The 14,580-nt window shown below is 63.9% G+C and carries 17 protein-coding genes; 16 read left to right on the top strand and 1 reads right to left on the bottom strand.

The genetic code is table 11. The annotated features are described in order from the left end of the window. Positions 1-2: 2 nt before the first annotated feature. Complete coding sequence (locus U1E26_07375) at positions 3-428, top strand: ACT domain-containing protein (protein MDZ4169461.1); 426 nt, start codon at positions 3-5, stop codon at positions 426-428. On the opposite strand, the gene U1E26_07370 is transcribed toward U1E26_07375, so the two are convergent. After that, positions 416-1,222 carry a hypothetical protein gene (locus U1E26_07370; protein MDZ4169460.1) on the bottom strand — a complete coding sequence of 269 codons (807 nt, stop codon included), beginning with the start codon at positions 1,220-1,222 and terminating at the stop codon, positions 416-418. The two genes, U1E26_07375 and U1E26_07370, sit on opposite strands and share 13 nt — an antisense overlap. Before the next feature lie 130 nt (positions 1,223-1,352). On the opposite strand from U1E26_07370, the gene U1E26_07365 reads away from it, so the two are divergent. The 15 genes from U1E26_07365 (at position 1,353) to iorA (ending at position 14,580) form a co-directional block, all read left to right on the top strand. Beyond that, the gene (locus U1E26_07365; protein MDZ4169459.1) at positions 1,353-2,630 is read left to right on the top strand and encodes a D-alanyl-D-alanine carboxypeptidase family protein; all 1,278 of its coding nucleotides are present in this window, start codon (positions 1,353-1,355) and stop codon (positions 2,628-2,630) included. 77 nt (positions 2,631-2,707) lie between these two features. Next, positions 2,708-3,838 (top strand): glycine cleavage system aminomethyltransferase GcvT, encoded by a 1,131-nt coding sequence (gcvT, locus tag U1E26_07360; protein ID MDZ4169458.1) that lies wholly within the window; start codon positions 2,708-2,710, stop codon positions 3,836-3,838. A gap of 26 nt (positions 3,839-3,864) precedes the next feature. Beyond that, positions 3,865-4,248: a glycine cleavage system protein GcvH gene (gene gcvH / locus U1E26_07355; protein MDZ4169457.1), complete on the top strand. Its 384-nt coding sequence runs from the start codon at positions 3,865-3,867 to the stop codon at positions 4,246-4,248. A gap of 2 nt (positions 4,249-4,250) precedes the next feature. Next, the gene (gene gcvPA / locus U1E26_07350; protein ID MDZ4169456.1) at positions 4,251-5,582 is read left to right on the top strand and encodes an aminomethyl-transferring glycine dehydrogenase subunit GcvPA; all 1,332 of its coding nucleotides are present in this window, start codon (positions 4,251-4,253) and stop codon (positions 5,580-5,582) included. Further along, complete coding sequence (gene gcvPB / locus U1E26_07345) at positions 5,579-7,078, top strand: aminomethyl-transferring glycine dehydrogenase subunit GcvPB (protein ID MDZ4169455.1); 1,500 nt, start codon at positions 5,579-5,581, stop codon at positions 7,076-7,078. Before gcvPA ends, gcvPB begins: the two co-directional genes overlap by 4 nt. Beyond that, the gene (locus tag U1E26_07340) at positions 7,075-7,848 is read left to right on the top strand and encodes a biotin/lipoate A/B protein ligase family protein (protein ID MDZ4169454.1); all 774 of its coding nucleotides are present in this window, start codon (positions 7,075-7,077) and stop codon (positions 7,846-7,848) included. Before gcvPB ends, U1E26_07340 begins: the two co-directional genes overlap by 4 nt. A 92-nt stretch (positions 7,849-7,940) precedes the next feature. Continuing rightward, a complete protein-coding gene (locus U1E26_07335; GenBank protein MDZ4169453.1) occupies positions 7,941-8,249 on the top strand; it encodes a hypothetical protein in 309 nt (102 codons plus the stop codon). A 43-nt stretch (positions 8,250-8,292) separates the two neighbouring features. After that, positions 8,293-8,553 (top strand): hypothetical protein, encoded by a 261-nt coding sequence (locus U1E26_07330; GenBank protein MDZ4169452.1) that lies wholly within the window; start codon positions 8,293-8,295, stop codon positions 8,551-8,553. Between the two features lie 28 nt (positions 8,554-8,581). Beyond that, positions 8,582-9,031 carry an FHA domain-containing protein gene (locus U1E26_07325; protein MDZ4169451.1) on the top strand — a complete coding sequence of 150 codons (450 nt, stop codon included), beginning with the start codon at positions 8,582-8,584 and terminating at the stop codon, positions 9,029-9,031. Beyond that, on the top strand, positions 9,028-9,732 hold the full coding sequence (locus U1E26_07320) for a MerR family transcriptional regulator (protein ID MDZ4169450.1): 705 nt from the start codon (positions 9,028-9,030) through the stop codon (positions 9,730-9,732). The genes U1E26_07325 and U1E26_07320 overlap by 4 nt, the downstream gene beginning before the upstream one ends. Before the next feature lie 3 nt (positions 9,733-9,735). Further along, positions 9,736-10,194: a hypothetical protein gene (locus U1E26_07315; GenBank protein ID MDZ4169449.1), complete on the top strand. Its 459-nt coding sequence runs from the start codon at positions 9,736-9,738 to the stop codon at positions 10,192-10,194. After that, the gene (hpt, locus tag U1E26_07310) at positions 10,191-10,742 is read left to right on the top strand and encodes a hypoxanthine phosphoribosyltransferase (protein MDZ4169448.1); all 552 of its coding nucleotides are present in this window, start codon (positions 10,191-10,193) and stop codon (positions 10,740-10,742) included. The genes U1E26_07315 and hpt overlap by 4 nt, the downstream gene beginning before the upstream one ends. Positions 10,743-10,814: 72 nt before the next feature. Then, on the top strand, positions 10,815-11,333 hold the full coding sequence (locus tag U1E26_07305) for an adenine phosphoribosyltransferase (GenBank protein ID MDZ4169447.1): 519 nt from the start codon (positions 10,815-10,817) through the stop codon (positions 11,331-11,333). Between the two features lie 128 nt (positions 11,334-11,461). Continuing rightward, on the top strand, positions 11,462-12,592 hold the full coding sequence (locus U1E26_07300) for an NlpC/P60 family protein (protein ID MDZ4169446.1): 1,131 nt from the start codon (positions 11,462-11,464) through the stop codon (positions 12,590-12,592). Between the two features lie 230 nt (positions 12,593-12,822). Then, positions 12,823-14,580, top strand: coding sequence for an indolepyruvate ferredoxin oxidoreductase subunit alpha (iorA, locus tag U1E26_07295; GenBank protein ID MDZ4169445.1), 1,758 nt, complete (start codon positions 12,823-12,825; stop codon positions 14,578-14,580).

Here is a 14,580-nt window from a genome sequence, read left to right as displayed (position 1 = left end):
TCATGGTCAACCAGGTGAGTGTCTTTCTTGAGAACACCTCAGGTCGGCTGGCGGAGCTCACGCGGACGTTGGGCGACGCGGGAATCAACATGCATGCGCTGATGGTTGCGGACACGAGCGACTTCGGAGTGGTCCGCATCATCTGCGATTCACCGCAACGGGCGAAAGACCTTCTCGATGCGAAGGGTTTCGGTGCCTCGCTCACGCCGGTGGTAGCGGTCGAGGTTCCGGACCGACCCGGCGGGCTGGCGGACCTTCTCGAGGCGCTGGGCGAAGAGGGGATGAACGTCGAGTACGCCTACTGTTTCGTGCGTCCGACGGCAAGCTCGGCGGTCGATGTGTTCAGGGTCGACGACGACCGAGCGCAGGCGGTGCTGGAAGCAGCGGGGTTCTCGGTACTGAGCGCGTCTGACCTCTACGACGTCTGATCATCCTGCGGCCCCGCAGCCAGACTGGCGTGCAGTGCGCGAAGCGCGTCGGTGTCCTCAGGCGTGGAGAGGACCTGCCACGTCACCGAGCGATCCTGAGCCCCGAGCTTGGTCTTCGTCAGCCCACCCAGACGGTCACCGACCACGGCGCCGCCGGCTTTGGGCGTATGCGGCAACAAGACGAGGAATCGTCCGTCGTTGAGGCGCGCCACCTCGTCCACCATCCGAAGGTCCGATCGGATGAGATCGGCCAGGCCCCGTACGACGGAGCGTTGGCGCGACGAGCTGAATCCCGCAAACAGCGACGGCGACAGGGTGAAGATCACGATCGAGAACGGCTCGCCGTAACGGTCAGTGCGACCCAGTGACTGCATCAGTTCGACAGCGACGTGCTTCTCGTTGAACACGCGGCTCCATTCATCGATGGAGCTGTCTTCCTCAAGGCCGGCCATGATGTACTTCACTCGCGTGGTCGCCTCGCCGCCGATGACGCCGAGGATGCCCAGCGCGGCTAGGCGCGAGCCGATGATGATCATCGTCTCAGGGGATATCGGTACCGCCTGCAGCGTGGGTATGCGCATGAGGATGTAGACGCTCGCCGCGATGATGGCTGCGATGAGCCCACCTCGGCGACCCCACTTCACCGCACCGAACAGCACGCCGAACAGCATGAGATTGGCGACTATCTCGATTACCTCCGGGGGGCCACCGACCGGCAGCGACACCGCGAGCGAGCCGACGATCATCGCCGCCCCGACGGCGAGGATCAGAGATTCTATGCGTGACAGTGTCATCGTTGCTGGACCCTTCCGATTCGCGGCTCAAGGACCATCCTCGTATCCAGTATCGCAACAGTTCGTCCGAGTTGCGAGCATTCTCGTGGGGTCGGGTGGCATACTGACGTGCACGCGAGGTGCGGACTGCATGCTCCGCCTTCCCCTACCGGTATGCGAAAGCGAGGGCTTGTCCAACGTGTGTCCGTATTCTTCCAAGGCCCAGCTGTTCAGACCGGTCGCGCGATGCTTGGCGCTCGCTCTTGCGTTCTCCCTGATCGTGCCAACGCCTGGTGTCGCCGTCGTCTTGCCGTCCGACCGCGTCGACGGTCAGACACGCACGGAACTCGGGCTGCCCAAGGCCGCGCTCCCGGACGTCACCATGGCAGCCGGTATTCTTGCGACAGACGATGGCCGAGTGCTGTGGGCCCGTCGGGCCGCCGACAGGCGCGCTATCGCGAGCATCACGAAAGTCATGACGGCGATCGTGGTGATGGAGGAGACAGCGCCTGACGAGCTCATCACCATCCCGCGATCGTCCACCCGTGTGGGGGAGTCGACGGCATTCTTGCGGGAGGGCGAGAAGCTGCCCGTCTCTGAGGTGCTCGAAGCGCTTCTTGTGAAGTCCGGAAACGACGCAGCCGTCGCTCTGGCTGCGCACGTTGCAGGTGGCGAGGAACCGTTCGTCGACCTGATGAACGCGAAGGCGCGCGAGCTGGGGCTTAAGCGCACTCACTTCAAGAACCCTCACGGCCTCGACGAGGAGGGCGGTTACGCAAGCGCGTCGGATGTCGTGGTGATGACGCGCTATGCGATGACCAAGCCTCTGTTTCGCCGCATCGTTGCGCAGAAGACGGCGGTCATAGGTTCAGGAGCACGAGCAGAGAAGGTCCTCTCCACGAACCTGCTGATAGGCAACTATGCGGGCGCCAATGGCATCAAGACCGGTTGGACCAGCGACGCCGGCTACTCGGTGGTTGTCTCAGCGGCACGGGACGGAGTCGAGCTGCAAGCGGTCGTGCTCGGCACCACCAACGAGCTCCGACGTTTTCGGGACGCCCGCGAGATGCTCGACTTCGGCTTCGCGCACTATCGTCCGCAGAAGCTTGTGTCCGCCGGTTCGGTGATCGGAGAGGCTGCCGTCACCGACTATCTGGACGTCACCGTGCCTGCAGCCGTCTCCGAGGACGTGACGGTGACCGTCTTTGACCTTGCAGGCCCGATCACGAGAGAGGTCACGACACCCGATGTGGCCGCGCCCGTGCGCGCGGGCCAGAGAATCGGAGTGGCGACGTTCACGCAAGGCGACGAGGTGGTCGCGACGATTCCGCTCGTCGCGGCTGCAGACGTTGAGCGTCCCGGACCCCTTGAGCGGATAGGAATCGCCCTGACGAGAGCGTGGCGCAAGCTGAGCGGCGCCCCTGAGTAGTGAATCGCCACGAGGCGGTGGCGGCATCACCTGGCGGGGAACGCGTTGATCGAGCACATCGGGAGAAGGGCGGGAACGTGAGCGGAGTGCAACGATCCGATCGTGGACTGAAGCGAACATCTCTCTACGAGGAGCATCTGGCCCTGGGGGCTCGCATGGTGCCCTTCGCGGGTTTCGAGATGCCGGTGCAGTACGCAGGCATCATCGAAGAACATCGGGCGGTCCGCTCGAGAGCGGGCATCTTCGACGTCTCGCACATGGCCGAGTTCCGGGTATTCGGATTCGGAGCGTTCGAGTTTCTTCAAAGGGCGCTCACCAACGACCTTCGCAAGATTTCAGAGATCGGGCAGGCGCAGTACACGCTGCTGCTGGATGAGCAGGGCGCAATACTCGACGATCTGATCGTCTACCACTCCGGTGACCTCGAGTACTTCATCATCGCGAACGCCTCGAACCGTGAGCAGGATTTCGACTTTCTCAAGCGCCAGGCCCCCGACGACGTCGAGCTGGTCGACGAGTCGGACCGCACCGCGCTCATCGCGCTCCAGGGACCTGAGGCTCTACGTATCGTCTCTGAGCTTGTGGGGCCGGACTGGATCGCCCCGGATCGCTTCTGTATCGGCGAGGGCCTTCTTGACGGAGCCGTTCCGTGTCTGATCGCCCGGACGGGATACACCGGCGAGGACGGCGTCGAGATCGTCTGTCGTTCCTCTGACGCCCCGGTTGTATGGCGCCTGCTCCTGTCATTCTCCGAGGTAACGCCCTGCGGTCTTGGTGCGCGCGATACCTTGAGGCTGGAGATGGGCTACCACTTGTATGGCAGCGATATGGACCGGGGAGTGGATCCGATATCCGCCGGACTCGGCTGGGTCGTGGCCAAGGACAAAGGGGACTTCGTCGGTCACGGCGCGGTTCAACGCATCCGGGACGAGGGCCCCGAGCGCAGACTCGTCTTCCTCTCCGTTGTCGGTGGGATTCCCCGACATGGATTCCCCGTGTTGCATGGCGGTGTCGAGGTGGGTAAGGTAGCGAGCGGTACGTTCTCGCCGACTCTCGAGACCGGCATCGCGACCGCGTACGTTCCAGCGGGACTGTCCTCGCTCGGCACGACGTTCGAGGTCGCGATCAGGGCCAAGAAGGCGTCGGCGACGGCTGTGAAGCCTCCGTTCGTGACATCGACATCGCTGTCCGGGGTTCAGACGCCCTGACCAGCACCACACCGGAAGGAGCACCAATGACACACCCCAACGATCGCGTCTACTCCGAGGCGCACGAATGGGTCGTCGTCGAGGGCGATATCGCCACTGTGGGGATCTCGCACTTCGCTCAGGACCAGCTTGGTGAAGTCGTCTACGTCGACCTGCCGTCCGCCGGGGATGCACTGGTCGCGGGCGAGACCTTCGGTGAGATTGAGTCAGTGAAGTCGGTCTCCGAACTATACGCACCGGTTTCCGGCGAGATCGTCGAGGTCAATGACGCCCTGGGTGACTCGCCTGAGACCGTCAATGCGAGCCCGCACGGTGATGGATGGATGGTCAAGATCAGGCTGGGCGATGCCACCCAGGTCGATGGGCTCATGAGCGCTGAGGACTACGACGAGTTCGTAGCTCAGGGCTAGGAATGCGCTACATCCCGATCACCTGTGCGCAGCGGGAGCATATGCTGGCCACGGTCGGAGTGACCGGGATCGGGGAGCTCTTCGCCGATGTGCCGGCGCAAGCGGTGCTTCAGGGGCTGCTTGATCTGCCCGAGCCCCTGTCCGAAGTCGATCTTGTCCGGCACGTGCGCGGTCTTGCGAACCAGAACGTGCCCGCGACCGAGTTGGTGTCGTTCGCCGGCGCCGGGATGTACGACCATCACATCCCCAGTGTGGTCGACCACATTCTCCGACGGCCTGAGTTCTTCACCGCCTACACGCCTTACCAGCCCGAAGTCAGTCAGGGCACGCTTCAAGGCATCTATGAGTACCAGTCCATGGTCTGCGAGCTGACCGGCATGGACGTGGCCAACGCCAGCATGTACGACGGAGCGACCGCTTTCGTCGAGGCAGCGCTCATGGCGTGTCGAATCACCCGGCGTTCACGTGTGGTGGTGTCGGGAACCGTGCATCCCGAGTGGATAGAGACCCTCGAGACCTACGCCGCTTCGGGGCTGCTGGAGGTAGTCGGCGACGAGTGCACCGGCGGTCTCAGCGATGCGTCGAGTCTCGCCTCGTTGGTCGATGACCGGACGGCCGCGGTACTGGTGGCCTCACCTAACTTCGTGGGCAACATCGAGGACCTGGCCGCTATCGGTGCGGTCGCCAGGGCCGCGGGGGCGCTCTTCGTGGTCGCGTCCAATCCGATCATGCTGGGTGTGCTTGAGCCCCCCTCGACCTTCGGCGCCGATATCGTGGTGGGCGAAGGTCAACCACTCGGAAGCCCCATGAGTCTCGGTGGTCCAGGGCTGGGCCTGTTCGCCTGCCGTGAGAGCCATGTTCGACAGATGCCGGGTCGGCTCGTCGGACGCACCGTCGATATCGACGGTAATCACGCATTCGTTCTGACGCTGTCCACCCGCGAGCAGCACATACGGCGCGAGAAGGCGACATCCAATATCTGCAGCAATCACGCGCTCAACGCGCTTGCGGCCGGGGCGTACCTGTGTGCCGTGGGGGCTGAAGGGTTGGTCGGTATTGCGCGTTCGTGCGTGGCCAAGGCGCACTACCTGCGCGATGCGCTGCTGTCCACCGGTCGGTTCTCGGCTCCGTGGGGTACTCCCTTCGGTTACGAGTTCGCCCTTGCCTACGAGGGCGACGCTTCTGAGATGCACGACGAGATGCTTGCTCGCGGGTATCTGGCGGGTGTCGTCGTGGAGGCGCCGGAGGGCGGGGACCTCGTGGTGTTCGCGGTCACCGAGAAGCGGACGCGTGGCGAGATCGACGCGTTCGTGAAGGAGGTGGCCTCGCTATGAGTGAGCATCTGGCCAACACGCCGGCAGGTGCGCCGTTGCCCGGACCTCGGACGTTGATATTCGACCTCGGAGCGCCTGAGTCTTCTTGTGTGCTCGCACCCGCTCTCGACGTGCCTGATATCGACCTTGACGTTGTGCTGGGTGGAGCAGGACGCAACGAAGCCCCGCGCCTTCCCCATGTCACTGAGCTCGAGATCATGCGGCACTACGCGCACCTTGCGGAGATGAACTTCGGGGTCGACTCCGGCTTCTACCCGCTTGGCAGCTGCACGATGAAATACAACCCCCGCGTCAACGAGGACGCATGTCGGCTCGAGGGCTTCGCCGGCCTTCATCCGTATCAACCCCTCGAGACGCTCCAGGGCGCACTGGCGCTCATGCACGGTTTGGCAACCGCACTCGGCGAGATATCGGGGCTGCCCGGCGTCACGCTGCAGCCATCCGCCGGCGCTCACGGTGAGCTTGCCGCGCTCATGGTCTTCCGTGCCGCCCACGAGGCGGCCGGAGACGCGCGCAAACGGGTGATCATCCCCGAGACCGCGCACGGCACGAATCCCGCCACCGTGACGATGTGTGGATACGAGACGGTAACCGTTGCCAGCGATCCGAACGGTCTCGTGGACGTGGAAGCGCTCAAGGCGGCGCTCGACACCGACGTAGCCGCCTTCATGCTCACGAATCCCAACACGCTCGGGCTGTTCGACCCGCGGATACTCGAGATCACTGAAGCGGTGCATGCTGTCGGAGCCTACGCCTACTGTGACGGCGCGAACCTCAACGCGATCATGGGGGTGACCCGACCGGGTGATCTCGGCTTCGACGCCCTGCACATCAACCTGCACAAGACGTTCTCAACGCCCCACGGGGGCGGAGGTCCGGGTGCGGGTCCGGTGTGCGTCAACGACCACCTCGCCCGCTTCCTTCCCGGGCCCCTTCCGGTCGCATTCCCCGACGGTACGTTCGGACTCGATTGGCCTGAGGAGTCCCTGGGCCGGGTGCGTTCGTTCTACGGCAACTTCGGAGTGCTCGTGCGAGCGTACACCTACATCCGCGCGATCGGTGCGTCAGGCGTTCGAGACGCCGCCGAGCAGGCCGTACTCTCCGCGAACTACCTCAAAGAGCGTCTGCGTGACGCGTTCGAGGTACCCTACGACCGCACATGCATGCACGAGTTCGTCCTGTCCGGTTCACGGCAGAAGAAGGCCAACGGGGTTCGCACCCTCGATATGGCCAAGCGTCTGCTTGACCACGGATTCCATCCGCCGACCGTCTACTTTCCCCTGCTTGTCGACGAGGCGATGATGATCGAACCGACGGAGACAGAACCGCTGAGTGCGCTCGATGCTTTCGCTGAGGCTCTTATCGCCATAGCTGGAGAGGCCGGCTCGGACCCTGACCTGGTGAAGGGCGCACCGTACACGACCCCGGTGAGACGCCTTGATGAGGCTCGCGCTGCGCGCACGCCCGATCTGCGCTGGAGGCCCCCGCAAGCGTGAAGCCGGTATGGAGGCTCCTTATCGACGGCCCGGTCGACGGCGCCTTGAACATGGCGCTTGACCGGGCCGCGCTGCAGGCTCGGGACGACGGCGCGGTTGCGCCGACCCTTCGACTGTACGGATGGGCGCGTCCCACCGTGACGATCGGTCGTTTCCAGGGCGCTGAGGGAGTCGACCGCGACTACTGTGCCGCTGAGGGCATAGACGTGGTGCGGCGCCCTACGGGCGGCAGGGGGGTACTGCACGACGACGAGGTAACGTACGCCCTCATCGCTTCCGCCGACGACGGGATCCCGCGCGGTGTGGCTGCTTCGTATCGGCACCTGTCGGCCGCGTTGGCCGAGGCCTATCGTCTGTTGGGGGTAGACGCCGCGCTGGTGCACCACGACCGAACGGATACCGCGACCGCGGCATGCTACCTTTCGACGACGCGTGCGGATCTGTCGCTTGGGCCACTCAAGCTCTCTGGTTCGGCACAGGTGTGGTCGGGAGCGACGGTGCTACAGCACGGCTCGTTCACCCGAAGCCGCGATATAGGCCGCGAGGCTCGGGCGTTCATGCTGGATACCGAGTGCGCGCAGCGTCTCGCCCGACAGACCGTCACCCTGGACCAGGCGCTCGGCGAAGCCCCCGAGACCCCTCGCATCACCCAAGCCGTCGTCGACGCGTTCGGGCAGATCCTCGATGTCGACCTTCGCCTCGGTTCGTGGACCGCGCATGAGTCCGAGCTCGCACGCGCGGCTCTGGCCTCGACCCGCGTTTGTTCCTGATCTGCACGCGCAGGATAAGGCTTGACCTCACGTCGAGCCATTGTCGGTGCCATGCGATACAATCTGACATGCGCCACTAGGGGAGGAGAGAGATGACCGAAGAGCACAAGCAGATCGATGAGGCACTGCTCGACCTCAGCGCCAAGACCAATGACGAGCTGAGATCGCTACTTGATGATCTCTATGCGGAGGAGCAGCGCACCTCGTATCGTCGCCGCGTCTTGCATGGGAAGATCGACATCCTGCGTGCTGAGCTGGTGCGCAGGCTCAAGAGCAGCCACGACGCCGGCGACGATGTCATCGGAGGCAGCGATGTCGAGCGCCTGATCGACATTCTGGCAAACGACCTGAGGGGCGTCTCGCGCTTCGATGTAGCTATGGACGACTTGGAAGAAGACTAGTCAGGTTGGTGTGACGCCCATGACGGGCCGACAAGGAGGACGTGTGTCAACAATCAATGAGCGACTCAAGAGCTTCCTCGATGACGTCACCACCGACGCCGTCGAAGAGCGAGTGATCGAGTACACGATTCGCGAGGTGCACAACGGGCGCCGACTCATGGAGGTCATCGACGATCCCTACGTTCGTAATCGGCTTAACGATCAGAAGCGCGCTGAGATTCTGGAGAATCCGGAGATCGTCGACGCCCTGGAGAGCGAGATTCGTGCAGCCATGACCAACACGGGATCTGACCTCTTCGGCTAGCCGGCAGGGTCTCGGGAGGTGACGACACGTGCGTGAATGCAGGGTGTGCGGTGCGGACATCAGTGCCGACGCTTCGGGTTGCCCGGCGTGCGGTACCTCGCAGTCCGATGCCACCGAGTCGTTCGAGCCGGTCGTAGCTGAGCTTCATCATGACTCAGCCTTCGGGGAAGCCAAACAGGGCCCCGTACTCGTTGTGCGCAAGGGGCCGGAGACGGGTGAGAGCTTCTACCTTGAGCGTGAGACCCTGAACATCGGCAGAGACCCCGAGAGCGACATCTTCCTCAATGACATGACCGTGTCACGCCGACACGCTCGGCTTGAGGTCTCTTCAGGCGAGGTCACCGTGCATGATGACGGCTCGTTGAACGGGACGTACGTCAATGGCGTATGCGTTGACGTCGCGCAGCTCTCAGACGGTGACGTTCTGCAGATCGGCATGTTCCAGATGGTCTACTCAGCGGGGCGTCATCGCTCGTGAGCAGCAGAGACTACCTGACCATCGGTGAGGTTGTTCAGCGTTTGAAGGGCACCTATCCCGATCTGTCCATCTCCAAGGTGCGGTTCTTGGAGGACGAGGGCCTCATCTGCCCTGAGCGCACCCAAGGTGGCTATCGGAAGTTCAGCCAGTCCGACGTCGCTCGGGTCGAGATGATTCTGCGCCTCCAGAAGGGGCACTTCCTGCCGCTGGCGGTCATCAAAGAGCGGCTTGTCGAGTACGATCGCGGTCGCGTTCCCGCTGAGTTGGAGCGCACGGGAGTCGCCGAGGAGCCCCTGCAGGTCGTCGTGGGCGACGAGGATCCGGTTCCGGTCGACGATGTGCCCTCCGCGTTCGGGATTCCCGTGACGTTCGTGCGCGAGCTTGCCGAGTTCGGTATCGTGCGGCTCATCGTCGGCGAGCGGGGGGACGCCGTCGACCGGGCGGACGTTCCATCGCTTCATGCCGCATGGGATCTGCGGCGTTTCGGCGTCGAGCCCCGTCATCTCCGCATGTACGAGACGTTCGCCGAACGTGAGGCGGCCCTGTTCTCACAGATCGTGCTTCCTACCTTTCGGCACCGCACCGCGGAGTCACGCCAGCGCCTCGCCGAGACGCTCTCAGAGCTTGGCAGCCTGACAGATCAACTGAAAGGCCGGTTGCTTCGCAGGGCGCTAACCAAGTCCTTCGAGGACTTCTCCTGATTCATGGGGAACCGCGCCGACACCAACGCACAGGGCGCGGCGGGCGAGGCGCTGGCGCATCCACCGCTTGACCAGATCGAGTTCGCGCACGCCAGCGAACGAGTGGCGGCTGAGATTCTCGACTACTACCGGATAGCCTGGCAGTACGAGCCCACGTCGTTTCCGATTCAGTGGGACGGCGAGGGTAACGTCATCGCCTATTTCACGCCCGACTTCTACTTGTCCGATTTCGATCTCTACATCGAACTCACCACGATGAGCCAGAAGCTCGTGACGAAGAAGAACCGCAAGGTGCGTCGGCTGAAGGAGCTCTACCCCGAGGTGAACATCAAGGTGTTCTACCAGAAGGATTTCCGCGCGCTCCTCGCGCGGTTCGGCGTCACCTCCGAAGCTCGCGAGCATGCCGATGGAGGCGGATTCGTCGCCTCACCGGACGGCTCCGAATCGGGACGGTTGCCGTGATTCCCGATCCGCCGCTGCCCCCCGAGTGCTCTCGTGTGGTTGCGACGTCAGCTCAGATCGCGACGCGCGTGGCTGAACTGGGCGCCAGACTCGCTCATGACGGTGGTGGAGACACGGTACGGTTGGTCACCGTTTTGCGGGGAGGCGTGTTCTTCCTCGCTGACCTGTGCCGCGCGATGGAGTGTGATGTGAGGCTCGACTTCATGGCCGTTGCGCAGTACGTACCGGGGCAGGGGGGTGCCGTTCGCGTGACGAAGGACCTCGACGATGATATCGAGGGCGCGCGGGTGGTCCTTGTCGAAGACATCGTCGACACCGGCCTGACCGTCAACTACGTGCTCGGCCTTCTGAACGCAAGGGGGGCGGCGAGCGTCGAGGTGTGCGCACTGTTCGACAAGCCGGCGCGCAGGATCGCCGATGTCCCGCTGGCCTATCGTGGATTCGAACTGTCTGACCGGTTCTTGGTCGGCTACGGATTGGATCTAGGGGGGCGGTACCGCAACTTGCCCTACGTGGCCGAACTGCGCGATGAGGCAGTCTACGGATGATGCGCGTGTGGAGGGAGCAGCCTCCTTAAGGTACGCTGTGCGGGCTTCATTCCAACCGACAGGAGGAACCAAGTGGACCTTTCGAGCTACATCCGCGACGTGCCGGACTGGCCGAAGGAAGGCATCATCTTCAAGGACATCACGCCCCTGCTGGCGAGCCCTGAGGGGTTCCATGCCGCGATCGATACCCTGTGCGGTGACTACGCGAAGCACGGGGTCACCAAGGTCATGGGTGCCGAAGCACGAGGTTTCATCTTTGGCGGCGCGCTGGCCTATCGGCTCGGTGCGGGGTTCGTCCCTGCGCGCAAGCCCGGCAAACTGCCCTGGGAAACCACCACGGTGACCTACGATCTGGAGTACGGAACCGACTCTCTCGAGGTTCACGCGGACGCGTTCGGGCCCGCGGATGTCGTCCTGATCGTCGACGATGTACTCGCAACCGGCGGAACAGCGGCAGCGAAGGCCAAGCTGGTGCTGGAGACGGGGGCGAGAATCGCCGGCTTCGCGTTTCTCATCGAACTCGACTTCCTCGAGGGGCGCAGCAGGCTCCCCGAGGACCTGCCAATCGTATCGCTCATTCACATCGACTGAGCCTGCCGAACCGATGGACCGGCGTGCCGGACGCCCCGCGAGGGGCGTCCGTGCTACTATTGGGGTGGCGATTGTGACACTGATCGACACCTCGTACGTAGCAGTCTTGTTGAAGCAGCAGGAGGTGTGTGGTTGTGCGAGTGCTGGGTCCACGTGCGCGACACGCGCTTGTAGCAGCTCTTGTGGTCGCCCTTCTCGGGGGACTCGTCGTTCAGGCGGGCGCGACCCCCAGTAACGAGCAGATCCGCAAGGCTGAGAAGCGGGCCTCTGAAGCCCGCACGCGCCTCGACGACCTTGCCGCTGATCTCGAAGAGCGGACTGAAGACTATCTCGCCGCCGACGACGCGCTGAAGACCACCCGAGCTCGCATCAGTGAAGCTGAGGCGGAACTCGGTTCTGCGATGACGGAGCTCGAGGGCGCAGAGGGGCAGCTCAACGGGCGCGCGGCCGCCATGTATCGCAACGGGGGTATTGATTGGGTCGAGGTCGTGCTCGGTGCGACCGACTTCAAGGACCTCGTCACGCGCATGGATCTGATGCGACGGATCGGGCAGAGTGATGCCGACCTCGTGCAGGATGTGAAGGCCGCCAAGACCACCATTGAGGCCACGAAGTCATCCCTCGAGCGACGCCGTGCAGAGCAGGTAGTGCAGCGAAACGAGGCTCGTGAGGCGCGCGCGGGGATGACCGCCGCGGTCTCCAAGCAGAAGCGCTACCTCGCAGAACTCGATTCGGACCTCAAGAAACTCATCGTGGCGGAGAAGGCACGGCAGGAGAAGCTCGCTCGCGAACGGGCGGCGCGTGCGGCCGCTGTGGCCACGTCCGGGACAGTGGGCCGTGCCGGGCGTCCGTTCGTCGCGTCAGCGCTTGGCGAGCCGCATGCCGCAGTGATCGATATCGCCCGGAGATACGTGGGTGTGACGTGGTACGTGTGGGGTGGAACGACACCGTCAGGCTTCGACTGCTCCGGCCTCGTGCAGTACTGTTACCGCGAGGTCGGCATCAATCTGCCGCGCACGTCGCGCCAGCAGTATCGCGTCGGGGCGTACATCCCCCCTGATCGTCTGGACCTGCTTCAGCCGGGAGACCTCGTCTTCTTCGGGCGCAACGGCGATCCCAATCGCGTTCACCACGTGGCCTTCTATATCGGAGGCGGTCAGATGATCCACGCGCCGCAGACGGGTGAACTGGTCAGCGAAGCCTCGCTCCTCGCGCGGATCGAATCGAGAGGTGACTACGTCGGCGGCGTTCGACCCTGACGTGTGCGGCTGACGGGGCTGACAGCTGTGACGGCAGGAGCGATTGGCCAGCGGTGAGAGTCCCCTTCCGGCCACGGTGAGTGGCTCGTACCATTGAGCCGCCGTTCACGCCGCTCAGCCGCCCGTTCGCCCCGCTCAGCGTCCATTTCGCGGTCAACCCTGTGCTATTATTCGCCACACCCTGGCGCATAGGCTGGGGCTCGGTTATCCGGCCAGCGTAAGGGGTGATCGTGGGGCGAACGCTGCTTTCGGGCAATGAGGCTGTCGCACAGGGCGCATGGGAAGCGGGCGTCTCGGTTGGGGTTGGCTACCCCGGGACACCGTCAACGGAGACCCTCCAGCACTTCGCGACACTTCCCGATGTATATGCCGAATGGGCTCCCAACGAAAAGGTAGCCCTCGAAGTCGCTGCAGGCGTGTCATTCGGCGGCGCCAGGACCCTCGTGACGACCAAACACGTCGGCTTGAACGTTGCGGCGGACCCGCTGTTCACGCTGGCGTACACCGGTGTCAACGGCGGCTTGGTGGTACTGGTTGCCGATGACCCCGGGATGCACTCGTCTCAGAACGAACAGGACTCTCACAACTACGCGGCATTCGCACGCGTTCCGATGCTCGATCCGTCTGACTCACAGGAGGCGCTGCAGTTCACCCGCGAGGCCTTTGAGCTGTCCGAGCGCTTCGACGTAGTCGTCTTGGTTCGCTCGACCGTGCGAGTCTGCCATGGCAAGTCGATGGTTGAGTGTGGCGAGAGGATCGAGCAGTCCGCGCGTGCACCCTACCGCCCGGACCCGTCTAAGTGGGTCATGATGCCAGCCATGGCCAGGGCTCGCCGTGTTGACCTCGACGCGCGGATGAGCGCGCTGGCGGCGTTTGCCGAGAGTTCGCCGCTCAACCGGGCGGAGTACCGTAAGGCCGAGCTGGGCGTTGTGTGCGCAGGTGTGTGCTACGAGCACGTGCGGGAGGCCTTGCCTGAGGCGTCGGTGTTGAAGCTCGGCATGACGTTCCCGCTCCCGGAGAAGCTCATCGCCGAGTTCGCTTCACGAGTGGAGCGCCTCATCGTGGTCGAGGAGGCTGATGGATATCTCGAGCGCTCGCTTCTGCAGATGGGCGTGGTGCTGAGCGATTCAGGGCTTCCAGGGGCCGGTGAGATCACCCCGGGCATGATCAGAAGAGCTGTCGGCATGCCGGATCCGGTGCTGAGGGAGCGCGACGACACTCTCCCGCCACGCCCGCCGCTGATGTGCCCGGGCTGTCCCCACCGACCCGTGTTCCATGCGTTTCGCAAGATCAAGGCCGTGGTGACCGGCGACATCGGCTGCTACACACTGGGCGCCCTTCGACCGCTGGCTGCTATGGACACGTGCGTCTGTATGGGTGCGGCCGTGGGAATGGCGCACGGGGCGGAACTGGCGGGAGGATTCGCTGACCGCCCGGTCGTCGGCGTCATCGGCGACTCAACGTTTGCGCACTCGGGCATCACCGGACTCGTGAACACGGTGTACAACGGAGGCGGAGGCACCATCGCCATCCTCGACAATCGAATCACGGCGATGACGGGCCATCAAGGCAACCCCGTGAACGGCATCACGTTGCAGAAGCGTCACTCCCACGAACTCGACCTTGAGGCGCTGTGCACGACTATCGGTGTCCAGAGGGTCAGGACGGTCGATCCGCACGACGTGGCGGCGACCGAGTCTGCACTGCGTGAGGAGACGTCAACCGAAGAGCTGTCAGTCATCGTGTTTCGGGCCCCCTGTGCCCTCCTCGTCAAGGACAAGGGACAGCCGTACGCCGTCGATGAAGACGCGTGTACCTCGTGTGGCGCTTGTGTCCGCCTCGGGTGCCCGGCGATCGGTAAGGATGAGGCTACGAGCAAGGCCTATATCGACGTCTCGGTCTGTGTGGGCTGTGCGCAGTGCGTGCAGGTCTGCAAGTTCGCTGCGATCACGCACACAGGTCCGGCCTGCGATATCGGGGAGGTGTGA

The sequence above is a fragment of the Coriobacteriia bacterium genome (assembly GCA_034370385.1).
Taxonomy (GTDB): domain Bacteria; phylum Actinomycetota; class Coriobacteriia; order Anaerosomatales; family PHET01; genus JAXMKZ01.
This window is presented reverse-complemented; position numbering and strand designations above follow the sequence as displayed.